Genomic DNA, 20996 nt, shown 5'->3' with positions numbered 1-20996 from the left:
GACGACGCGGTGGAGGCGGTCTGTCGCGGCGCCGGCCACCCTCGTGGGCGGTCATTACTCCGTTCGGCTCATCGGGGTCCCGTGCGGGCACGGTGAGTCGCGGGGGAAGATGTCCCACGTGTCCGAGCTGAAGCCGCTGAACCCGACCGAGCAGGATGCGCTGGTCAAGCAGATCGGCCTGACGCTGATGCGGGCCGCGCCGGAGGAGTGGCGGCACGTGACCGCGGAGTACCGCGCGACCGGCCGGTACTTCGAGCTGGCCGCCGAGGTGCGCACCGCCGACGGCGCCCTGCGTGCTTGGTCACCGCCCCAGGAGGTGGCCGGGCTGTTCTCGCGGCTGCGCGCGGGCATGTACCGCGACGGCCGGGGCAGCTGGTCCAACGCGCGCTACCAGCTGGACCACCCGTCCAGCTACAACCTGGACTTCGACCGCGCCGAGCCGTCCTGGACCACGCCACCGCCGCCGCAGGCGTACCTGGACGAGATGCGGTTCTTCCCGCGCACCGACGAGAACGTGCCGGACTGGCTGCGCCGCCGCATCGCGCAGGCCGCGCCGCCACCTCCGCCGCCACCGCCCGCCGACCAGCTGCCCCCGCCGCGCGCGTTCCGCACGGCCAGGGTGTTCGACGGCGCCGGTCCCGGCGGTCGGCCGTCGGTGAACCGGCCCCCGGTCGCCGAAGCCGACCACGACCTGCTGCTGAGCTACCTGGACCGGGCGCCGGTCGCGGTGATCGGGCGCGGTTTCGACGCCGACGTGCTCAACCCGGACGCGCCGTCGGTGGTGCCGGTGGCGTTCCAGACCGACGGGCACTGGATCTGGCCCGCCGCGGTCGGCTACTACCTGCGCGCCTACGGCGTGCCGCCCGAGCCGGAGCTGGTGGAACGGGCCAAGGCGCTGGACTTCGTGCTGCCCGAGGTGACCGAGGAGGCACGGGTCGCCGCCGCGGCGAACCTGGGCGCGCCCGCCGCGCCGCAGGGCACCGAGCTGCCGGTCGCCGAACCACCGCCCGCGCCGGTCGAGCCGCCGGTCGAGGTGGGTGCGACGGTGGCCGCGCCGCTGCCCGAGCTGCCGGCCGACGACGAGCCGCGGCCCGCCGAGGAGCCGGGCGGGCAGGTGGACGTCGAGGAGACCGCGAACCTGACCGAGCTGACGCCGGACGTCATCGAGTACGCGCAGGACGGTCCGCCGTACCGGGTGCGGTTCGAGGAGGACGGCCCGGTGATCGACGAGCGGTACCGGCGCGAGTCCTACGTGGACGGCATGGACCTGTTCGCACCCGGCGCCTACGAGCGCGAGCTGAACGACACCCAGACCTGGAACCCGTTCACCGACGAGGAACCGGAGACCGAACCGGCCGAGGAGACCGCCGAGGTCGAGGCGGTCACCGACGAGCCCGCGCACGACCAGCACGACCAGCACGAAGAGCCCGCCGAACCCGAGCCGCAGCCGGCCGCGGTGGCGGAGCCGGAGTCCGAGTCGCGGCACTCCGCCGACGAGGCCGAGGTCACCGCCGAGTTCGAGGTCGACCAGGCCAGGCTCTACACGCCGGAACGCGACGACGAGCCGTTCGACGCGCACGAGGACGCCCGGATCGCCGACCAGGCGTTCGGCGATCCGGATGAACCGCTGTTCGCCGAGCACGCCCACGCCGAGCCCGAGCCCCGGTTCACCGACCAGGCCGAGCACGACGAGCACGCCGAGCACCACGAAGACGACCACCAAGACCACCAAGACCGCGCCGAGCACCGCGAAGACCGCGATGAACCGGCCGCCGAGCACCAGTTCGCCGAACAGGTGCCGCCGCCGTTCGCGGACCAGGCGACCGAGTTCGCCGAGGCCGTGCGGCCGTTCGACGACGTGACGCCGGCACCGGTCCCCGCGCCGAGCCTGGCGCCGCCTCCGCCGGTCCAGCCGCCGAAGCCGGTCGAACCGCGCCAGGTCACGCCGGACGAGGAGCGCGAGCTGTCCGGCATCCGCCGCGCGTTGGACGAGCTCGACGTGCCACCCGCCGCCTACCGGTTCGGCGAGCCCGCCGACCGCACCTGGCTGCTGCGCACCGAGGGCCCGGACTGGGAGGTGTCGTGGTTCGACCACGGCCCTACCAACCCGGTCCGCTTCGACCGGCTGGAGGACGCCGCCGCGTACCTGATCGGCAAGCTGGTGCTGACCAACCGGCGGGTGCCGCGCCCGGCACCGATGCCGCCCCCGCCGCCGCAGCGCCCGCGCCCGCCGATGAACAACGGCTTCCGCGAGGAACCGCAGCGCCGTCCGGTGCCGCCGCCCCAGCAGCCGCCCGCACCGGTGCCCGCGCAGGCCGCGGCGCAGCCCTCGGGTGCCACGACGTCGACGCAGGAGCCGAAGCCCCAGCGGTCGTGGCCGATCAACCCGATGAACGGCGAACCGCCGCTGACCTTGTTCCGGCACAAGAAGATGATCGAGCTGCCCGCCGGCATGGAGGTGGACCGCTTCGGCGAGGGCGAGGGCAACCTCGTCTACGCGGCGGGCACCCCGTTCGCGCAGCGCTCGCTGGTGCCGTCGTGGATCAACCGCCCGTACCACGTGTACCGGCTGCGCCGCCCGGTCGAGGTGCTGACCGGCGTCGCCGTGCCGTGGTTCGAGCAGCCGGGCGGCGGCACGGCCTACCTGATGCCGAAGACGATCGACGACCTGGTCGCCGACGGCGTGCTGGTCGAGGTCTCGGGCCAGGAACCACCAGGCCACTAGGCGAACGCCGCGCCACTAGCCGACGCGCAGCCCGTGCGCGGCGGCGAAGGCGACGGCCGTGTCCAGGTCCACCCGCGCACCGCGCAGGGTGGCCTGGACGAGCCCGTCCGCGTCCAGTCGCGCGCCGCGCAGGTCCGCGCCCTCCAGCCGGCACCCGTGCAGCCGCGCGCCGATGATGTCCACTGTCACACCTTGTCATCGTTCGCCAGTTGGTAACCTCCGACCTGCCGGGCAACCCGCCCGGTGCGCGGTCCCGGAGTAGAGACCGCCGCTGACAGGTCGTCAGCCTGCCTAGTGGTCGTGCCCGAGGACTGAAGCCACAACATTCGGGAAGGCACATGACCCGCACGCCCGTGAACGTCACCGTCACCGGTGCGGCCGGCCAGATCGGCTACGCACTGCTGTTCCGCATCGCCTCCGGCCACCTGCTCGGCCCCGACGTCCCGGTGCGCCTGCGCCTGCTGGAGATCCCGCAGGCCGTCAAGGCCGCCGAGGGCACCGCGATGGAGCTGGACGACTGCGCGTTCCCGCTGCTGTCCGGCATCGACATCACCGACGACGCCAAGACCGCCTTCGACGGCGTCAACGTGGCGCTGCTGGTCGGCGCCCGCCCGCGCACGAAGGGCATGGAGCGCGGCGACCTGCTGGAGGCCAACGGCGGCATCTTCAAGCCGCAGGGTGAGGCGATCAACGCGGGCGCGGCGAGCGACGTGCGCGTGCTCGTGGTCGGCAACCCGGCCAACACCAACGCCCTGATCGCCCAGCGGCACGCGCCCGACGTGCCCGCCGAGCGGTTCACCGCGATGACCCGCCTCGACCACAACCGGGCGCTGTCGCAGCTGGCCAAGAAGCTCGGGGTGTCGGTCACCGACATCAAGAAGCTGACCATCTGGGGCAACCACTCGGCCACCCAGTACCCCGACCTGTTCCACGCCGAGGTCAAGGGCCAGAACGCGGCGCAGGCCGTGAACGACCAGGCCTGGCTGGAGAACGAGTTCATCCCGACCGTCGCCAAGCGCGGCGCGGCGATCATCGAGGCGCGTGGCGCGTCCTCGGCGGCGTCGGCGGCGAACGCGGCCATCGACCACGTCCACGACTGGGTCAACGGCACCGCCGAGGGCGACTGGGTGTCGATGGCGATCCCGTCGGACGGCTCGTACGGCGTGCCGGAGGGCCTGATCTCGTCGTTCCCGGTCACCGTGACCGACGGCGAGTACTCGATCGTGCAGGGCCTGGAGATCGACGAGTTCTCCCGCGCCCGCATCGACGCCTCCGTGGCCGAGCTGGTCGAGGAGCGCGACGCGGTCAAGGCCCTGGGCCTGATCTGAGGCTCACACCACGAGAGGGCCACCGCCGGTGGCCCTCTCGTGGCATGTTGTGGGCATGGACCAGTGGCCCGTGCCGACCCCGAACCTGCCCTCCGACGTGCACCCGGCGCTCGCCGCCACCGCGCTCGCCGCGTCGGCCGCCTACGACGGCGCCCGCCGCGAGTTCACCCGCGCGCAGCTGCGCGAGGAGATCGCCGACGGCGCGGACGGCACGCCCACCATGCGGGTGGACGCGATCGTGGAGGCCGCGATCGCCGAGGCCGCCGCGAAGGCGGGCGCCAACCTGCTGTCCGAGGAGGCCGGGTTCCTCGACAACGGTTCCGCCGCCACCCTGGTGATCGACCCGGTGGACGGTTCCGCGAACGCCGCCATGGGCGTGCCGCTGTCCTGCTTCGCCGGTGCCCTGGTGATCGACGACCAGCCCGTCGAGGCCCTCACCGTCTGGTTCGACACCGGCCGGGCCTGGTCGGCGCACGCGGGGCAGCCCACCCCCTACCGCACCACCGGCCGCACCGCCCTCAAGGGCGCGTCGATCTGCATGATGCGGCCCAAGCGCGGCACCGAGGACGCGTGGATGCGGGTGGCCAACCAGGTCGACCGGGTCCGCATCCTGTCCACCACGTGCCTGGAATCCGTGCTGGTGGCCGAGGGCGCGGTGGACGCGTTCGCCGACCCCGGCTCGGACACCCACCGCCTGATGGACCTGATCGCCGCCCTCGTCACCGTCCCGGCGGCCGGGGGAGCGCTGCTCGACCTGCGCGGCAGGCCGCTCACCTTCGACCTCGACCTCTCGCGCCGCTGGTCGGGCATCGCCGCCGCCACGCCCGCCCTGGCCGACGACCTGATCACGACCATCCTGGGCTGAGACCGTTCCCAGGTTGCCGTTTCGCTCATCCCCGGTACCAGCGCGCGGTGTCCTCGATCGCCTGCTCGTGCGGCGTGACGGGCAGCGGGCCGAAAGCGGCCTCGAACGCGGAGTGGTCCACCACCCAGGGCGCGGTCCGCTGGTGGTCCACCTCGCGGCTGCCCCGCAGCCTCTTGTCGAACAACGAACCCACCGTGACGGTCACCGCCGGCAGCCGCACCGGCTTGCGCGTCCTCCGCACCCTCCGGAACTCCACCCGAACGTGTGACGGCCCGAACCTCCCGGCCGTCCGCCACCAGCTGCCGGGTGATCTCCCGCCCGATACCCCGTCCCGCATCCAGCACGTCCGCCGAGAGCGGTTCCGCGAGGAGACGAAGGTCGAGGCCAAGCGCATCGCGCTGGAGCAGCCGGCCGAACAGGGGCTCGCCGGGATCTCGGTCAACGCCATCGCCAAGCGCATGGGCGTGACGGGTCCCGCGGTCTACCGGTACTTCAAGGGGCGCGAAGACCTGCTCGACGACCTGGTCCGCGACGCGTGGCACGACCTCGCGAACACCGTCGAGGAGTCGGTGGCGGCGGCATCGGGCGGCGAGCGGTTCCGGGCGTTCGCGGACGCCTTCCGGGCGTGGGGCGTCACCCAGCCGCACCGGTACCTGCTGCTCTTCGGCACGCCGCTACCGGGCTACCGCGCGCCGCCGGACACGATCATGGCCGCGCACCGCACGATGAGCGCGCTGCTCGGCGTTCTGCCGCACGAAGGCGAGGCCACTGCCCGGGTCGTCCACTCTGGACGCCCGGCTCGTGGCCCGGGCGGGCTCGCGCGGCGAGGGGGAAGTGCCCCCCCCGCCGTGCTGCTCACCGGCCTGCGTGCCTTCTCCAGGCTGCACGGCGTGCTGAGCCTGGAGGTCACCGGCCAGTTCGGGCCGATGGGGATCGACCCGGCGCCGCTCTACCGCGCCGAGGTCGAGTCCTTGATCCTGGGTGATTCCGGGGTCCGCGGCTCGACCAGGCTGTCGGGGCCGGGGTAGACCAGCCCTTCGTGGCCGTCGGAGAAGCGGACCCGATACGGGGGTGCACCTTCCGGGCCGCGGACTTCGAGGATCTCGCCGACCGTCTCGTCGAGACCCACCGCGCGGCTGTGGATGTGCAACCGGTCGCCTACTGTCGCGTGCATCTGCAACACCTCCGGTGCGTCACAGCGTAGGACTGTTCCGAAGGTACCGACAGCCTGGCATTTCCGCTCAGGAGCAGGCGCTGGTCAACTTCACCACCTGGTCGGACTTCTCCTTGGCCCACGTGGCGAAGTTGGTCGGGTCGAGGTCCTGGATCGTCACGTTGCTCATCGTGTCCGAGACGCCGGTGATGGCGTCCTTGAGCGTGGCGTCACCGGCCTTGGCGGCGAGGTCGTTGAGCTCCTGGGCCTTCTGCTGGGTCTCCTCCAGCGCCTTCTGCGGGTCGGCCGTGTTGGGCGTGAAACCGGCGAGCTGCAGCGCGTCGATGCACAGCTGCGCCTTGTCCGCGGCCTGGCCCACCTGGTTGGCCGTGTCGGAGGCCTGTTGCACGGCTTCGCAGCCCGACACCGCGGCGGCGAGGCCCATCGCCAGCAGGAGGGTGGCTACCGGACGACCTGCGCGCATGAGGTGCTCCCGTTCTACGTTGACCGTTTCGCCCGACTCTACCGACGCGCGTACAGCCGACGCACCACGTCGTCGATTTCCGGTTCCACCACTACCAAGTCGTGCACTTCCGCCCGCGCCGCGACCGCCGAAATCACTTTCGCCGCGGTGGTGTCCCGGGAAAACGTGAGATGGTGTCGCAAACCGTTCGATTCCACCCGGCTCGACCTGACCCCGGGCAACCCGACCAGCTCCGCCGGCTTTTCCAGGTCGACCACCAGGACCCGTTCCGGCGCGACCTCGGCGCGCAACTCGTCCAGCGCGCCGTCCGCGAGCACCGTGCCCCGGTCGATCACCACGAGCCGCGGGCACAGCCGCTCGATGTCGTCCAAATCGTGCGTGGTGAGCAAGAGTGTGGTGCCGCGCTCCCGGTTCAGGTCCGCCAGGAACTCCCGCAGCCGTTCCTTGGACTCCAGGTCCAGCCCGATCGTCGGCTCGTCCAGCACCAGCAGCTCCGGCCCGTGCAGCAGCGACGCGACGACCTCGCCCCGCATCCGCTGCCCCAGCGAGAGCTGCCGGACCGGCGTGTCCAGGACCGGGCCGAGGTCCAGCAGGTCGACGCACTCGCGCAACCGGCTCGCGTAGTCGGCCCCCGGCACCCGGTAGATGGCCCGCAACAGCTCGAAGCTGTCCCGCAGCGGCAGGTCCCACCACAGCTGGCTGCGCTGACCGAACACCACGCCGATCCGCCGCGCCAGCTCCCGCCTGCCCCGTGACGGGTCCACCCCGCACACCCGGACGAACCCCGAGGTCGGCACCAGGATGCCGGTCAACACCTTGATCGTGGTCGACTTGCCGGCCCCGTTCGGCCCGACGTAACCGACGGCCTCACCCGCCGCCACCTCGAACCCGACGTCGTCGACCGCCCGCACCACCCGCCGCTCCCGCCGGAACCGGCCGACCTTCGTCGTCACGGTGAATTCCCGCCGCAGCTCACGCACCTCGATCATGACCCTGTCCCTCGGTAGTGCCGAACGGCGGTCCGCCACACCAGCCCGGCGACCACCGCCGCCGCGACCGCCACCAGCGGTGAGATCCAGCCCAGCAGCGCGGGCCCGCCGAGGGGGTCCGGGCGGTCCAGCAACGCGAGGCTGGGGTAGTAGGCGACGAACGCGCCGGGGATGACGAACGCGAAGAACCGTCGCAACCACGGCCCGTAGACCGTGACGGGGTAGGACGTGAAGGCGTTGCTGCCGTAGGTCACGGTGTTGGCCAACTCCTGGCCGTCCACCACCCAGAAGCACACGGCGTTCGCCGTGACCCAGATCGAGGAGAAGATCACCGCACCGCTGATCGGTGCCAGGACCACCAGCGCGACCGTCCCCGCCGACCACGCGATGTCGTTGTGGCTCAACGCGTACCCCAGCACGACGAGCCCGGCCACGATCCGCCCGACCTTGCGCAGGTGCAGGTCCGACGCCATCATCTGCGCCAACGTCCCCAGCGGCCGCAGCAGCAGGACGTCGAACGTCCCGGTGCGGAGGTAGGTGGGCAACTCGTCCAGCTGGCCCGCCACCATGTCCGCGATCCCGAACGCCGTGCCCGCGATCGCGTACATCAACACGACTTCCGCGACCGAGAACCCGCCCAACGCGCTCACCCGGTTGAACAGCACCAGGATGATCGCCAACTCGGCCAGCTGGTTGATCGCCTGCGCGACGCACTGCAACAGGAACGACGTCCGGTAGGACATCTGCCCGCGCAACCGCGCGCCGACGAGCTTCAGGTAGACGCTCTCAGCCACCCTGGACCACCACCTTGCGCACCGCGCGGTACAGCACCAAGTGGCCCACCGCGAGCACGACCACGGCCCAGAACCCCTGCGCCGCCAGCAAAGGCCACGGCGAGCCGCGTTCCAGGAAGATGTCGATGGGCGCCTGCAGCATGGCCGCGAACGGCGTCGACCACACGATCGGGAGCGCCCAGTCGGGGAAGAACGCGAGCGGCACGGCCAACCCGCAGAACAGCCACGTCAGTGCCGTGTACAGCGCTTGGACACCGCGGTTGTCCAAGAGCCAGAACGTGGTCGCGTTGAGCAGGAACCGCATCCCGAAGCTCACCGCCACCGCCAGCACCACGCTGATCACGAACACGGGCGCCGTGCCGAACTCCGGCCAGCGGAAGGGGAAGAGCAACGCCCCGAACGCCACCGGCGGCGCCAACCGCACCAGCACCGCGTACCCGGCCCGTCCCACGTCCTCCGCGAACAGCGCCCACTGCAGGTGCCAGGGTCGGTAGAGGTCGACCACGACGTCACCGCTGCGCACCCGGTCGGCCAGCTGCTTGTCGCCCCAGAGCACCACAACGGCCATGAGCCCTTGCCCGAGCCACACGTAAGTGGCCGTGGCGGCGACGTCATATCCCGCGATCGGCGCCTGCCCGACGGCCGCGACCAGCACGGCCATCCTGAGCAGGCCGAACGCGACGTTCGTCGCCATGCCGGCGACCATCGCCTGTCGATAGGTGGAGTACCTGCGGAATCCGGCCAGCGCTAGCGAGACGTAAGCGCGCACGTCTGTTCACCCTAGGAACCGCCGCAACCGAATAACCGCCCTAACGGCCGAACCCCTCCACCCACCGCCCGAACCGCTCGCGCAACAACTCGTCGCGCACCGAAGGCACCACGGGCCCCACCGCTTGTGCCACCGACTTCGCGAACCGCCCGCCCAGTTCGACCTCGGCCTCCTGGAGCACGTCCGCCGCGAGCACGTCCGGGTCCGCCGCCCAAGCGCCCAACGACCGCGTCACGCGTGCGCGCAACGCGAACCGATCCGCCACGGCCCGAGCGCGCCGCACGCCACTGCGCTCACCGCCGTGCGAGGCCGCCAGCGCAACCGCCGCCCACGCCAACCGGTTCACCGCGGGCCGGTCCTCGTCGTACACGCGCCCCTGCGCGAGCACCCGCACCCATTCCCAGTCGTTCGCGTCGCTCACCGCCGTGCCGCCAACACGCCGTCGAGCAGCCCCGGGAACAACGCGTCCAAGTCGTCCCGCCGCAACGAACTGATCCGCGACGTCCCCTGCGGTCGAACGCGCACCACACCCGCCTCCCTCAACGTCCGAACGTGGTGCGTCAAGGTAGACGCCGTCACCCCCAAGGGCAGCACACCGCACGAGAGGCCCTCCTCGTGCATCGCCAACGCGCGCACGATCTGGAGCCGCACCGGGTCGGCCAGCGCCTGCAGCACCGTCGTTATCCGGATCTCGTCCCGCTCCGGGTGGGCGAGCGTGGTGGTCATGACGGACATACTACGAGACCCATCGAAGTTCGATGATCGCCGTAGTACGATCCCCGTCGAACAAAAGCCGTGCGATCACCCACTCGGGCGCGCGCTCGACCGAATGTCACCTGACCGGGGGAGTCTCATGTCGGCACGCACCTACCTGCTCGCCGCCGGGGCGTTCGCCATCGGCACGAGCGGGTACATCGTCTCCGGCGTGCTGCCTGCCGTGAGCGAGGAGCTGGACGTCTCCCACGCCACCGCGGGCCAACTGCTCACCGCGTTCGCCATCGCCTACGCGATCTCGTCACCCCTCCTCGCCGCGCTCACGGGCCGCTGGGAGCGCCGCACGCTCCTCGTGGTCGCCCTGGGCGTCGCCGCCTTCGGCAACCTCCTCGCCGCCCTCGCCCCGAACTACCCCCTCCTCCTGGTCGCGCGCATCGTCAGCGCGCTCGGCGCGGCCGTCTACACACCCGCCGCCACGCTCGTCGCCACCGTCCTGTCCCCACCGGAACACCGCGGCCGTGCCGTCGCCCTGGTCCTCGGAGGCCTGACGTTCTCGCTGGTCCTGGGCGTGCCCGCGGGCAACCTGCTCGGCGGGCCCCTCGGCTACCAGGGCGTGTTCGCCCTCATCGCCGCCGTCTCGGTGCTCGCCGCCCTCGCGGTCCGGCTCTGGCTGCCCCGCGTCGACGCCCCACCGGCGGTCGGCCTGCGCCAACGCTTCGCCCCCGCCGACGACCGGCGCGTGCTGATGGTCCTCGGCCTGACCGTGCTCGCGTGCCTGGCGGTGTTCAGCGTCTTCAACTACATCGCGCCCCTGCTGGCCGTGACCGCGAACGTCGAGGGCGCCACGATCGGCGTGCTGCTCGTCGCCTACGGCCTCGGCTCGGTCCTGGGCAACTGGGCCGCCGGTCGCCTCGCGGACCGCTTCGACACGCGCAAGCTGCTCGTCGTGCTGTTCAGCTGCTTCACCGTCGTGCTGGCCACGTTGCCGCTGACCACGGCCACCCCAGTGTCGGCCGCCGTCGCGCTGTTCGCCTGGGGTGCGCTCACCTGGTCGGCGAACCCGCCCATCCAGAGCTGGCTGATCGATCTCGCACCCGCCAACAGCGGTCTGCTGCTGTCGCTCAACGCCTCCGCGATCTACCTGGGCGTCGGCCTGTCCGGCGTGGTCGGCGGACTGGTGATCAGCTGGGTCGGCTTGGTGCCGCTGGCCCCGATCGCGGCGCTGCCGGCGTTGACGGCGCTGGTGATGCTGGTCTTCGCGCTCAAGCCGGAACCGCCTCAGGACCCGAACGCGCTGGTGGTGACCTCGCCGACGCCCGGCTCGCTCGCCAAGCAGTGGAAGTAGCTCCGCTCGCCGTCGGTGAACCCGACCGCCGTGAACTGCCAGTTCGACGTGTCCACCGTCGGTCGGGTGTTGGCCTTCATCACCTCGGCCGTGCAGACGTCGGCCACCTCGGGCGCCTTGAGCAGTTCGTCGTTGTCGACGTCCGGGACGGTGCCGGACAACCACCCGCCCGCGAACGCCTCCCAGTAGTGATCCTCCGAGCAGCTGCCGACCTTCCGCGCGCTGGAGGCCTGCCCGCCCACCGACACGATGCCGCGGTAGCAGGTCGGCTCGGCCACGCAGTAGCCGGTGGCGCACTCCTTGAGGCCGGGTGGCGGAAGGGCTTCGCTCGACGTCGTGCTGCCGGTCGGGGCACCTGGCGTCGTCTGCGCGTCGGATGACCTGGTCGCCCACCACCACGTACCGGCCGCCACCACGGTCGCCAACACCGCCGCGCCGATCACCAACGCCCAGGGCTTCTTGGTGGGCGGGCGCGTGTAGGAGGCGCTGTACCGGGGACGGACGTCCGCACTCCGGCCCGGCACCCGGTCTTGGACCTGCCCCGCGACCTGGCCCGGCACGTGCCCGGTGGCCTGGCTCAGTTCTTGCCGCAGTCGGGCCGCACTGGCGGTGCGGCGCCCGACCTCCGGCTCCAACGCCCGCACCAACGCCTCGTGCAGCTCTCGGGGCACGCCGGGCACGGGCGGTACCGGCGAGCGCAGCACCTCGCCGAGGTGGTCGAACGACTCCACCGGCCACGGCACCGGACGCGGTGGCCTGCCCGCCAGCAGGTCGTACAGCGTCGCCGCCAACGCGTAGACGTCCGCCGCCGGCGTCGGCTGGGCCATCGCGAACGCCTCGGGCGGCGCGTAACTGGGGCTCAGCGCGTCCCGGGTGACGGTGCTCGACCCCTCGGCGTCCAGCAGCGCCGCCAGCCCGAAATCGGCCAGCTTCGCCGTGCCGTACCGGTCGAGCAGGATGTTGGCCGGCTTGATGTCGCGGTGCAGCACACCTTCCGCGTGGGCGGCGGCGAGCGCGTCCGCCAACTGCACGCCCAGAGCCAGCACCCGATCCGCCGCGAGCGGCCCGTCGCGCCGCACCACGTCGGCGAGTGATCCGCCCGTGCACAGCTCCATGACCAGGTAGGGCGTGCCGTCCGGGGTGAAGTTCGCGTCGTGCACCGACACCACGTGCGGGTGCCCGGACAGCCGTGCCGCCGCGTGCGCCTCGCGCAGGAACCGCCGCCGGTCGCGTTCGGTCCGCAGCATCCGGTTGTCGATCTTGACGGCGACCTCGCGGTTCAGCTGGACCTGGCGGGCGCGGTAGACCGTGGCGAAACCACCGGCGCCCAGCGGCGTGAGATCGACGAGTCCCGGCAACTGCACGCGGGGACTCTAACTCTTCGCCGCCTCGTTCCCCGCGCTCACCGCCGCCTTCGCGGCCTTCTTGAACGCCCGCACCTCCGCCAACGTCTCGGCGCTCGTCACGTCCGCGATCGACCGCCGCGACCCTTCCTCCCCGTACGCGCCGGCGGCCTCACGCCACCCGTCCGGCGTCACGCCGAGCTGCTTGCCGAGCAACGCCACGAAGATCCGCGCCTTCTGGTCGCCGAACCCGGGCAACGCCTTCACCCGCCGGAACACCTCTTTGCCGTCCGGCTTGCCTGCCTTCCAGATGTTCGCCGCCTTGCCCTTGTAGTTCTCGATCACGTGCAACGCCAACGCGTGCACCCGCCGCGCCATCGACGCCCCGTACCGGTGGATCGCGGGCGGCTGCACGCACAGCTCCACGAACTCGTCCACGTCGGTCTCGGCGATCTTGTCGATGCTGAACCCACCCATCCGGTCCGCGATCTTCCGCGGTCCGGCGAACGCGTGCTCCATCGGGAACTGCTGGTCCAGCAACAGCCCGGTGAGCAGCGCGAAGGGATCTTCGCTGAGCAACTTGTCGGCCGCCGGATCACCGGTCAGCCGCAGCTTCTTCGGCATGCGCCCATCCTCGCACCGAACCCCGAGACCTCACTGGTCGAACTCGGGATCGGCGTGAGGTTGCGCCGCGCCGAGGCTTCGTTCACCATGACGCCATGTTCAGCGGGAGTGAACACGGCGATTTTTTGAACAGCAACCTCCGAGGGCTGCTGGAACAGCTCGGCCTCCAAGCCGTTGTGCGGAACTCCTCCGGCCCCGCTGACAGAGGTGCGGATGCGCTGGTGGAAGTCAGCAGGCCATCAGGGGCGAGTCGGACGTACGTGGTCGAGATCAGGCGACACGTGCCCCCCGAACTCGCCACGGCGCTCCACCCACACGCCGCGCTGCCGACTCTCGTCGTCGCGGGCTCGATCACCGAGCGGGCCGCCGAACTGCTCCGTGAGCGGGGGGTCGACTACGTCGACGCGGCCGGCAACGCGCACATAGCGTGGAACGACGTTCTCATCCACGTCCGAGGTCGGCGCAAAGCTGTCGGGCCGAAGGACCTGCCCGCGTCGCGTGGTAGCAAGGCCTTCAGTCGCGCCGGGCTTCAAGTCGGGTTCGTGCTGCTCGCTTGGCCTCATCTGGCCGCGGAGCCGCTGCGGCGACTCGCCGGCGCCGGCGGGGTCTCCCTCGGCACGGCCAAGGCCGTCATCGATGATCTGTCCAGGGCGGGCTACTTGTACGACGTCCGAGGGACTCGCAGGCTGGCCAGAGCGGGGGAGTTGCTCAGCCGGTGGTCCGAGGCGTATTCGACTACGCTCTCGCCGACGCTCCTCCTCGGCGAATTTTCGGCTGGGGACATCTCGTGGTGGTCGACGGCGGACGACGAACTGGCGGAATCGCATGCCCAGCTCGGTGGCGAGGTCGCGGCGAGCCTGATCGATCCGCACCTTGTCCCATCCACTCTCACCTTGTACGTCGATCGAGTGCCGCGCTCGCTCGTCGGCAAGCGGCGCATGGCGAGTGTGGACCGCGGTGGCAATGTTCAGTTCCGCCGACGTTTCTGGCAGATGAGCGACGAAGGCCGATCCGTGCCGCCAGTGCTGATCTACGCGGATCTCCTGGCCTCCGGCGACCCTCGGCAACGTGAACACGCGGACAGGATCAGGACGAATGACGATCGACTTGCGGGACTCGACCGACTTTGAGGTGTTGCGCGCCGCGAAGGTCCTGGCCCGCATCGCCCAGGTAGCGGGTGAAGCCGGAGTCGCCTTTCTAGTGGTGGGCGCGATGGCTCGCACGATCACCTCGATCGGACTGCTCGGAACATCGCCCGAACGGCAGACCCGGGACATCGACATCGCCACAGAAGTCGACTCTTGGGGCGAGTTCGAACACTTGGCGCGGAAATTGGACGGGCGCAAGGGGGTGCACAAGTTCGTCGTCATGGACACTGAGGTCGATGTGATGCCCTACGGAGGGGTTGAGCGTGCCGATCGGACGATCTTGTGGCCCGATGATTACGAGATGAACGTCCTGGGCCTGCGTGAAGCTGTCGAGTCTGCGGAGACCGCGCTGCTGCCCGGTGAGGTGTCGGTCCGAGTTCCTTCGATTCCGGCACTTGCCCTGCTCGAGGAGTTGGACCTCCTTGAACGGTTCGACTACGACCCGTCCCGGGCCGGCGCGTGGCTCTTGGGCGCGCACATGTCGGAGCTGCTCGGTGACGAGGACGTCTCGGCGCTGCTCGATCTGGCTGGAAACGCGGACTTGATGGCAAGACTGGCGCGGGACATGGCGGTGGTCAGGGCTTCCGCACTCGTGGGCGCGATGTGCGATGGGATCCGGGACGCCGTTGCAGAGAGGCCGGAGGGGCGCTGATCCACACCGAACCCCGCGTCCTCACTTGTCGAACTCGGGGATGAGTTCGCCGATCAGGTGCAGGCTGCGCATCACGTCCTCGTGCCGCAGGCTGCCCACCTGCTGGAAGGCCATCAGCCGGTCGATGCCCAGGTCCGCGTAGACGCGCAGCTTCCGCCGGCACGTCTCGGGACTGCCGACGATCAGCGAGTCCTGCTCGTCCAGCGCCTCGAAGATCTCCTCCGGTCGCACGTCCTCGCCCTGCAGCACGCGGCCGATCACGGCTTGGGCGCGGTTCGGGCCGGTGAACGCCTCGGCCTCTGCCCGCAGGAATTCGCCGGTCAGGCCGCCGCCGTCCGGTTGGCCCATCAGCTCTTCCTGTCGTCGCACGTTCTCCACGAACGCGTCCGCCGCCTCGAAGAACGTCAGCGCCTTGACCGTGTACCAAGCCGCCGCGGCGACGGCGCCGTTGCGCATGGCCTGCTCATCGGTCTCCGCGCAGTGCACGAACGTGAAGAACGCGACCTGGTTGTTGACGTACGAGCCGACCGGTGACGTGCACGCCTCCGCCGCCGCGCGATAGAGCCCCACCATCCGCCGCACCCGCTCGACGGACTCCCACATCGTCGTCCCGAGCACCCCGACGCCGCGCCGCCCGGCCTCCTCGAACGACGCCGGGCTCGCCGCCGCCTGCCACAGCGGCGGGTGGGGTTGTTGGAGCGGTTTGGGGACGATCGGCACGTCGTGGATCTCGAAGTCCTCGCTGGAGTGCGAGAAGCGGTCCGTCGTCCACATCCGGGGGATCATCTCGAACGCCCGCTGGGTCTGCCGACGCACGTCCGCCGGGTCGATGCCGAACAGCCGCCACTCCGGCGCGGTGGACCTGGTCAGGCCGAACTCCAGCCGTCCGCCGCTGAGGTGGTCCAGTGTCGCGGCACGTTCGGCTGCCCTGATCGGGTGGTTGAACCGCGCCGGCGCCAGCACCGCGGCGTGCCCCAGCCTGATCCGGGACGTCTGCTGCGAGATGGCCGCCAGCAGCAGCTCCGGCGCGGACGACAGGCTGAACTCCTCGGCGCCGTGGTGCTCGACCTGCCACCAGCACCCGTAGCCCAGCTCGTCCGCCAGCCTGGCCTGCGCCAACGCCTCCGTGATGCGCGCGTGTTGGTGGCCCTCCTGCCACGGGCGCGGGTCCTGGACCTCGTTGAAGACGTCGATCTTCATCCGGCGACTCCTCCCGTGGGTCCGCCGAAAGTAGCCCGCGACGGCCGTCCGCGACATGCGCCATTCGATTGACTGCTTAACCGGTTAATCGCTACCGTCCACCCAGCCCGCCGCCACGCTCAAAAGGCCGCCACCCTTTCGAGAGGCAGGACGCAGTGCGAACAGCATTGACGCTGGTAGCCCTACTCCTCACCACCCTCGCCCCACCGACCGCCGCCGCCGCGCCACCGCCGATCCCCGTCGTCGACTACCTGAAGCGGATCACCGGCACCCGCACGGTGACCGGGATGCACAACAAGGAGCCCAATTCCGACCCCGCCCGCCACACCGCCAAGGTCCACGCGATCACCGGCGTGTACCCCGGCCTGTGGGGCGGTGACTTCCTTTTCGCGCAGGACGACGTCACCCATCGCCAGACGATGGTCGACCAGGCCAAGACCGAGTGGCGCAACGGCTCGCTCGTCACGCTGACCTGGCACGTCTGCCCGCCGACCCGCCCCACCGCCTGCGGCTGGGACGCGGGCGTCAACGACGACCTCACCGATGCCCAGTGGGCACAGCTGATCACCGACGGCACCGCCCTCAACAACGCCTGGAAGGCACGCCTGGACGAGATCGTCCCGTTCCTGCGCCAACTCCTGGACGCGGGCGTGCAACCGCTGTTCCGGCCGCTGCACGAGATGAACGACGGCTGGTCGTGGTGGGGCGGCCGACCCGGCGCCAACGGCAGCCGCCGCCTCTACCAGCTGACCTACGACCACCTCGTCCGGACCCGCGGCCTGACCGGCATGGCGTGGGTGTGGAACGTCAAGGACCTGGACCCGGCCGGGATCGCGGACTACTACCCGGGCCCGTCGTACGCGGACGTCGTGTCGCTCGACGCGTGGAACAGCTTCTGGCCCGCCACCACCTACTACGACACCCTCAAGGCGCTGGCCCAGGGCAAGCCGCTGGCGTTGGCCGAGGTCGGCAAGGTGCCGTCACCGGCGGAGCTGGCGTCCCAACCCGATTGGGCGTACTTCATGGCGTGGCCGGAGTTCTTCGACGACAAGCAGCTCAACCCCGACAGCGCCGTCCGCGCCACCTACGCCTCACCGCGCGCGGTGAACCAGGGTCAGCTCACGACCACGGCCAACCTCGCCCTCCACCGCCCGTCCTGGTCCACCGCGACGGAGAGCTCCGCGCACCCGTCGTCCCACGCGTTCGACGGCAACCCGGCGACCCGGTGGAGCAGCGCGTTCACCGACCAGCACTCGCTGTGGGTCGACCTCGGCTCGACGAAGCCGATCCGCCGCGTCCGGCTCGACTGGGAGACCGCGCACGCCAGGCAGTACCAGCTCCAGGTCTCGACCGACGGCACGACGTGGACGACCGTGCACGAGAACTACGCGGCCGACGGCGGCACCGACGAGATCTCGCTCAACACGAGCGCGCGCTACGCGAAGCTGTACGCCTTCCAACGCGCCACCCCGTACGGCTACTCCCTGTGGGAGGTGGGCGTGTTCAGCTAGCAGGCCGCACGATCGGCACGACCTGACCGATCAGCACGCGCAACGCCTCCCGGTCCACCGTGGCCGGGTCCTCGGCCAGCCAGTCGCCGATCTCCTCGACGAACTGGGCGGGCGTCATCGGCGGCACGATGGCGTCCGCCGGTTCCTCGGTGGTCACCACGCCGTCCCGGCTCGGGTAGACCAGCAACGCGGTCCGGATGTCCAGCCACGGCAACAGCTTCCGGTACACCGCGAGGCTGCGCGGCATCCGCATGCCACCGCCCCGGAACGGGTGGCCGTTGCGCCAGACCGTGCCGTCGTCCTCGGCCTCGTAGTGCCCCGGCAGCCACGACTTGGACTCGATCAGCACGAGCCGCCGCCCGCACAGCACGGCGTGGTCGACGTCGGCGAACACCGAGCCGGGCCAGGCCAGGCCGTGGAAGATCCGCGCGCCGGGCAGCCGGGTCAGGTACTGGCCGAGCAGGTCGGCGGTGAGCCGTTCGCACGCCCGGTCGTCCGTGGTCCCGTGCACCACCCCGGTGTCGTGGTCCAGCGTGAACGCCCGGTCGGCCCGGATCGCCGCCACGTACCGCCGCACCAACCGGAACGCCACTGCCGCCGCCGCGGCCACCAGCACCAGCCACACGCCCAGCGCCAACGGCGAGAAGTCGATCACCACCACGGGCAGCAGCAGGAAGAACCACCCGCACAGGGCCGCCAACGCGGGCGCGTGACCCGGACCGGCGGCCGGGACGTACCGCACCCGCTGCCCGACGTCGACCAGGTGCCACCACGCGACGCCGCCGAGGTCGACCACGGGCTTCGGAGGTACGAAGTCCGGATCTTCGCCGAAGTTGCGCAACCGACCGGTCCGGCCGGAGCGCGGCGGGCGGGTCGGCGACGTCGGCCGTGCGCCCGGACGGGTGAACGACCAACTCCGGTCGTAGTCCCGTCGCCGAGCGGGATCTCGCAGGGTGTCATATGCCTCTTGCAGCATGCGGAACGTGCCGGAGGACCCGCCCGCGTCGGGGTGCATCACCTTGGCCAGGGAGCGGTAAGCGGACTTGATCTCCGCCTCGGACGCGTAGCGGCCGACCCCGAGGAGTTCGTAGTAGTCGACTCCGCGCACGAGGGCAGACCTTAGCGGCCCTGTCTCCGGGGCCGTGGTCATGGTTAGTGTTGGGCAGGAGCCCGGTAGCGCAGTGGTTGTCGCGCCCTCCTGCTCGGAGGGAGGACGCCGGTTCGAATCCGGCCCGGCTCGGGACCATGTAGCGCAGTGGTTGACGCGCCCTCCCCTCGGGAGGGAGGACGCCGGTTCGAGTCCGGCCTGGTCCGCTCGGAGCACGAGGGGCACGAGGTCTCGGAGCACGGGGTCTTGGAGCACGGGGCCTCGCGGCACGAGGTCGAGTTGCCGGTGCCCACCGCCCGGCGCAGGCTTCGACCATGGCTACTTGTGACGTCTGCGGCAACGACTACTGGATGTCCTTCGAGGTCCGCACGTCCGGCGGCGGCGTGCACACCTTCGACAGCTTCGAGTGCGCGATCCAACGCCTGGCACCGCGCTGCGAGCACTGCGACTGCCGGATCATCGGACACGGCGTCGAGGTGCAGGGCAAGTTCTTCTGCTGCGCCCACTGCGCGCGCAGCGCGGACGACCTCGGCGCCCAGATCAAGGACACCGTCGGCGCGCACCCGGGCTGACCGGGGCTCAGTCGCAGTGCAGCACCAGCCGACCGTTGACGAACGTCGGCTGCAGGTCGCCGCGCGCGTCCACGCTCTTCGTGCCGTGCGGCAGCACCTCTTCGATCGCGCTGAACGCGAGGATGTCGGACACGCCGTAACGACCGCGCAGCGTGCGCTGGCCGGGGAACCGCAGCGCCCGGCCCTCCCGCCGGTGGCGGTGCGCCAACGCGGCCCGCAGCGCGCCGCGGGTCAGCTCCTCGGGTCCGGCGAGCCGTTGCAGCGAGCCGTTGTGCACCGCCACGCCGTAGCCGCGTTCGATCAGCGTGGACACGGTGTTCTCGGACGGCTCCTCGGCCAGGCGGAACGACATCGCGTGTCGGCCCTCCACCTCGTGCACGCACACGAGCTGGGCGTGGAACAGCAGTGTTTCGTAGAGCGAGACCGCGACGGTGTCCGCGGTCGCCCGGTCGTCGTGACCGGCGTTGAGGCCGAGCCAGGTGGTCATCCGGCCGCCTCGACAACGTTGTCGTGCGTGGGGTGGGGCACGAAGTCCTCCTCGACGCGGGTGAGCGCGGGACAGGATTTCGGTGGAGGCTAGTCCGATCGGGTGATGTAGTGGTAGCCGCCGAATGGCCGTTATCTGAAACCTAGATCGGTAGCAGGTCGAAAGTTTCGAGGAACGGGATCGCGCCGGCCTGCTGGAGCGCGGCGGCGGACAGCCAGATGCTCAGGATCGTGATCAGCGGGCCGACGATCGCCATCTCGACCTTGCCGCCGGTCTTCATCCGCATGATCTTCGGCGGCGCGACCGGGAACCACGTCTTGCCCATCAGCGGTAGCGGCCACAGGATCGGGCAGCCCTGCTCGGTGATCGCGTCGCCCAGGTAGTGGGCCACGCACCCGACGCCGACCGCCACCCCGCACGCCGCCGCGCTGGCCGGTGTCTGCGCCGTCCAGGCCACGCAGGCGACCGTGATGGCGGCCGAGACGCCGGTGATGAGCAGGGCGTCCTTCTGCGGGCACCAGTCGTTCATGATCCCGCGCACGGCCAGGCCCGCGAACACGAACATCAGCGCGGGCAGCGCCCACTTCTGCGACTGCTGCACCACGGCGGTCGTGCCGACGGCGGCGGCCAGCGCGAACACCAGCGTGTGGGTCAGGCCGCGGTGCCCGCCGTCGCGGTTGGAGTCCTTGCGGGTGCGGGTGGTGCGGTAGACGAACGAGCTCACCGTGTTGATCAGCGCCGACGCACCGGCGCTGACCGGCCCGAACGTGCGCGAGATCGTGGACGACGGGTGGTCGAGGTCGGGCAGCAGGGCGGCGCCGGTGGCGAGCACCGCGCCGACCGCCCAGCTCTGCGGCGTGAGCTGGCCGATGGGGTGGTTCTCGGCTATCGCGGTCACCGCCGCCCAAGCCAGCAGACCGCTCATGGCGTGGGTCGGACCCGTCGACAACGCTGCCCCCTTGATCACTCGTACGGAGGCGAGGTTAGCGGGGCGGACGCGGGTGGAGGGCGCATTCCGCGAACGCGTGTTCGAGTGTCGCCGTGGGGCGTCCCCGTGCGGCGGTCCGGCGGCGCGGCTGGTTGTATTGGCCCCGAGAACCCACGTGCCACCGGCGGTCGCGGCGAGCGAGCGGGTGTGACGCCGTTCCCTTTTTCCGCCTGGGTGGAGCAAGCAACCCGACATAG

At 71.0% G+C, this 20996-nt stretch carries 23 protein-coding genes, 2 tRNA genes and 1 pseudogene; 11 read left to right on the top strand and 15 right to left on the bottom strand.

What is annotated here, in order from left to right:
• The first annotated feature begins 118 nt into the window (after positions 1-118).
• Positions 119-2725 carry a TNT domain-containing protein gene (locus A6A25_RS01020; RefSeq protein WP_241828446.1) on the top strand — a complete coding sequence of 869 codons (2607 nt, stop codon included), beginning with the start codon at positions 119-121 and terminating at the stop codon, positions 2723-2725.
• 15 nt (positions 2726-2740) lie between these two features.
• On the opposite strand, the pseudogene A6A25_RS01015 reads toward A6A25_RS01020, so the two are convergent.
• A pseudogene (locus A6A25_RS01015) lies at positions 2741-2905 on the bottom strand (pentapeptide repeat-containing protein); the annotation flags it as partial.
• 158 nt (positions 2906-3063) lie between these two features.
• Between A6A25_RS01015 and A6A25_RS01010 the strand changes: the two are divergent.
• Together A6A25_RS01010 and A6A25_RS01005 are read left to right on the top strand one after the other, a co-directional pair.
• Entirely contained in the window at positions 3064-4053 is a 990-nt protein-coding gene (locus A6A25_RS01010) for a malate dehydrogenase (RefSeq protein WP_073885812.1), read from the top strand.
• Positions 4054-4108: 55 nt separating this feature from the next.
• Positions 4109-4918 (top strand): inositol monophosphatase family protein, encoded by an 810-nt coding sequence (locus tag A6A25_RS01005; RefSeq protein WP_073886340.1) that lies wholly within the window; start codon positions 4109-4111, stop codon positions 4916-4918.
• 25 nt (positions 4919-4943) lie between these two features.
• On the opposite strand, the gene A6A25_RS43790 is transcribed toward A6A25_RS01005, so the two are convergent.
• On the bottom strand, positions 4944-5102 hold the full coding sequence (locus A6A25_RS43790) for a hypothetical protein (RefSeq protein ID WP_158073666.1): 159 nt from the start codon (positions 5100-5102) through the stop codon (positions 4944-4946).
• Between the two features lie 10 nt (positions 5103-5112).
• Here A6A25_RS43790 and A6A25_RS00995 point away from each other — a divergent pair, with 10 nt between their 5' ends.
• On the top strand, positions 5113-5946 hold the full coding sequence (locus A6A25_RS00995) for a TetR/AcrR family transcriptional regulator (protein ID WP_241828445.1): 834 nt from the start codon (positions 5113-5115) through the stop codon (positions 5944-5946).
• On the opposite strand, the gene A6A25_RS00990 is transcribed toward A6A25_RS00995, so the two are convergent.
• The 7 genes from A6A25_RS00990 to A6A25_RS00960 form a co-directional block, all read right to left on the bottom strand.
• On the bottom strand, positions 5868-6092 hold the full coding sequence (locus A6A25_RS00990; RefSeq protein WP_073885810.1) for a DUF1918 domain-containing protein: 225 nt from the start codon (positions 6090-6092) through the stop codon (positions 5868-5870). The genes A6A25_RS00995 and A6A25_RS00990 overlap by 79 nt on opposite strands.
• Before the next feature lie 67 nt (positions 6093-6159).
• Positions 6160-6555, bottom strand: a complete 396-nt coding sequence (locus tag A6A25_RS00985) for a bacteriophage spanin2 family protein (protein ID WP_073885809.1) — start codon at positions 6553-6555, stop codon at positions 6160-6162.
• Positions 6556-6593: 38 nt separating this feature from the next.
• On the bottom strand, positions 6594-7544 hold the full coding sequence (locus tag A6A25_RS00980; RefSeq protein WP_073885808.1) for an ABC transporter ATP-binding protein: 951 nt from the start codon (positions 7542-7544) through the stop codon (positions 6594-6596).
• The gene (locus A6A25_RS00975; protein ID WP_073885807.1) at positions 7541-8338 is read right to left on the bottom strand and encodes an ABC transporter permease; all 798 of its coding nucleotides are present in this window, start codon (positions 8336-8338) and stop codon (positions 7541-7543) included. The genes A6A25_RS00980 and A6A25_RS00975 overlap by 4 nt, the downstream gene beginning before the upstream one ends.
• Positions 8331-9107, bottom strand: a complete 777-nt coding sequence (locus tag A6A25_RS00970; RefSeq protein WP_073885806.1) for an ABC transporter permease — start codon at positions 9105-9107, stop codon at positions 8331-8333. Before A6A25_RS00970 ends, A6A25_RS00975 begins: the two co-directional genes overlap by 8 nt.
• Positions 9108-9147: 40 nt before the next feature.
• The gene (locus A6A25_RS00965) at positions 9148-9528 is read right to left on the bottom strand and encodes a hypothetical protein (RefSeq protein WP_073885805.1); all 381 of its coding nucleotides are present in this window, start codon (positions 9526-9528) and stop codon (positions 9148-9150) included.
• A complete protein-coding gene (locus A6A25_RS00960) occupies positions 9525-9842 on the bottom strand; it encodes an ArsR/SmtB family transcription factor (protein ID WP_073885804.1) in 318 nt (105 codons plus the stop codon). Before A6A25_RS00960 ends, A6A25_RS00965 begins: the two co-directional genes overlap by 4 nt.
• Positions 9843-9960: 118 nt before the next feature.
• Here A6A25_RS00960 and A6A25_RS00955 point away from each other — a divergent pair, with 118 nt between their 5' ends.
• Positions 9961-11166 carry an MFS transporter gene (locus tag A6A25_RS00955; RefSeq protein ID WP_073885803.1) on the top strand — a complete coding sequence of 402 codons (1206 nt, stop codon included), beginning with the start codon at positions 9961-9963 and terminating at the stop codon, positions 11164-11166.
• Here A6A25_RS00955 and A6A25_RS00950 read toward each other — a convergent pair.
• Positions 11100-12530: a serine/threonine-protein kinase gene (locus tag A6A25_RS00950; protein WP_073885802.1), complete on the bottom strand. Its 1431-nt coding sequence runs from the start codon at positions 12528-12530 to the stop codon at positions 11100-11102. The genes A6A25_RS00955 and A6A25_RS00950 overlap by 67 nt on opposite strands.
• A 9-nt stretch (positions 12531-12539) precedes the next feature.
• Complete coding sequence (locus tag A6A25_RS00945) at positions 12540-13133, bottom strand: HhH-GPD-type base excision DNA repair protein (protein WP_073885801.1); 594 nt, start codon at positions 13131-13133, stop codon at positions 12540-12542.
• A 95-nt stretch (positions 13134-13228) separates the two neighbouring features.
• Here A6A25_RS00945 and A6A25_RS00940 point away from each other — a divergent pair, with 95 nt between their 5' ends.
• Both A6A25_RS00940 and A6A25_RS00935 read left to right on the top strand, forming a co-directional pair.
• Positions 13229-14263 carry a type IV toxin-antitoxin system AbiEi family antitoxin gene (locus tag A6A25_RS00940; protein ID WP_083667780.1) on the top strand — a complete coding sequence of 345 codons (1035 nt, stop codon included), beginning with the start codon at positions 13229-13231 and terminating at the stop codon, positions 14261-14263.
• The gene (locus A6A25_RS00935; protein WP_073885799.1) at positions 14229-14933 is read left to right on the top strand and encodes a hypothetical protein; all 705 of its coding nucleotides are present in this window, start codon (positions 14229-14231) and stop codon (positions 14931-14933) included. Before A6A25_RS00940 ends, A6A25_RS00935 begins: the two co-directional genes overlap by 35 nt.
• 21 nt (positions 14934-14954) lie before the next feature.
• Here the strand turns inward: A6A25_RS00935 and A6A25_RS00930 are convergent, their stop codons facing one another.
• On the bottom strand, positions 14955-16133 hold the full coding sequence (locus A6A25_RS00930) for an LLM class flavin-dependent oxidoreductase (RefSeq protein ID WP_073885798.1): 1179 nt from the start codon (positions 16131-16133) through the stop codon (positions 14955-14957).
• Between the two features lie 155 nt (positions 16134-16288).
• Between A6A25_RS00930 and A6A25_RS00925 the strand changes: the two genes are divergently transcribed.
• Positions 16289-17644, top strand: coding sequence for a glycosyl hydrolase (locus A6A25_RS00925; protein WP_083667778.1), 1356 nt, complete (start codon positions 16289-16291; stop codon positions 17642-17644).
• On the opposite strand, the gene A6A25_RS00920 is transcribed toward A6A25_RS00925, so the two are convergent.
• Positions 17637-18752 carry a J domain-containing protein gene (locus tag A6A25_RS00920; protein WP_143192903.1) on the bottom strand — a complete coding sequence of 372 codons (1116 nt, stop codon included), beginning with the start codon at positions 18750-18752 and terminating at the stop codon, positions 17637-17639. The two genes, A6A25_RS00925 and A6A25_RS00920, sit on opposite strands and share 8 nt — an antisense overlap.
• Positions 18753-18810: 58 nt before the next feature.
• On the opposite strand from A6A25_RS00920, the gene A6A25_RS00915 reads away from it, so the two are divergent.
• The 3 genes from A6A25_RS00915 to A6A25_RS00905 all read left to right on the top strand — a co-directional run bounded on the left by A6A25_RS00915 (position 18811) and on the right by A6A25_RS00905 (position 19324).
• Positions 18811-18884 (top strand) — tRNA-Ser (locus tag A6A25_RS00915).
• A tRNA-Pro gene (locus A6A25_RS00910) sits at positions 18885-18958 on the top strand. It abuts the tRNA gene before it with no gap.
• A 108-nt stretch (positions 18959-19066) separates the two neighbouring features.
• Positions 19067-19324 (top strand): Prokaryotic metallothionein, encoded by a 258-nt coding sequence (locus A6A25_RS00905; RefSeq protein WP_073885795.1) that lies wholly within the window; start codon positions 19067-19069, stop codon positions 19322-19324.
• A gap of 7 nt (positions 19325-19331) precedes the next feature.
• Here A6A25_RS00905 and A6A25_RS00900 read toward each other — a convergent pair whose 3' ends face one another.
• Positions 19332-19811, bottom strand: a complete 480-nt coding sequence (locus A6A25_RS00900) for a hypothetical protein (RefSeq protein WP_073885794.1) — start codon at positions 19809-19811, stop codon at positions 19332-19334.
• Between the two features lie 142 nt (positions 19812-19953).
• Positions 19954-20760 (bottom strand): metal-dependent hydrolase, encoded by an 807-nt coding sequence (locus A6A25_RS00895; RefSeq protein WP_073886338.1) that lies wholly within the window; start codon positions 20758-20760, stop codon positions 19954-19956.
• Positions 20761-20996 lie beyond the last annotated feature (236 nt).

This window comes from Saccharothrix sp. CB00851 (genome assembly GCF_001905065.1).
Taxonomy (GTDB): domain Bacteria; phylum Actinomycetota; class Actinomycetes; order Mycobacteriales; family Pseudonocardiaceae; genus Actinosynnema.
This window is presented reverse-complemented; position numbering and strand designations above follow the sequence as displayed.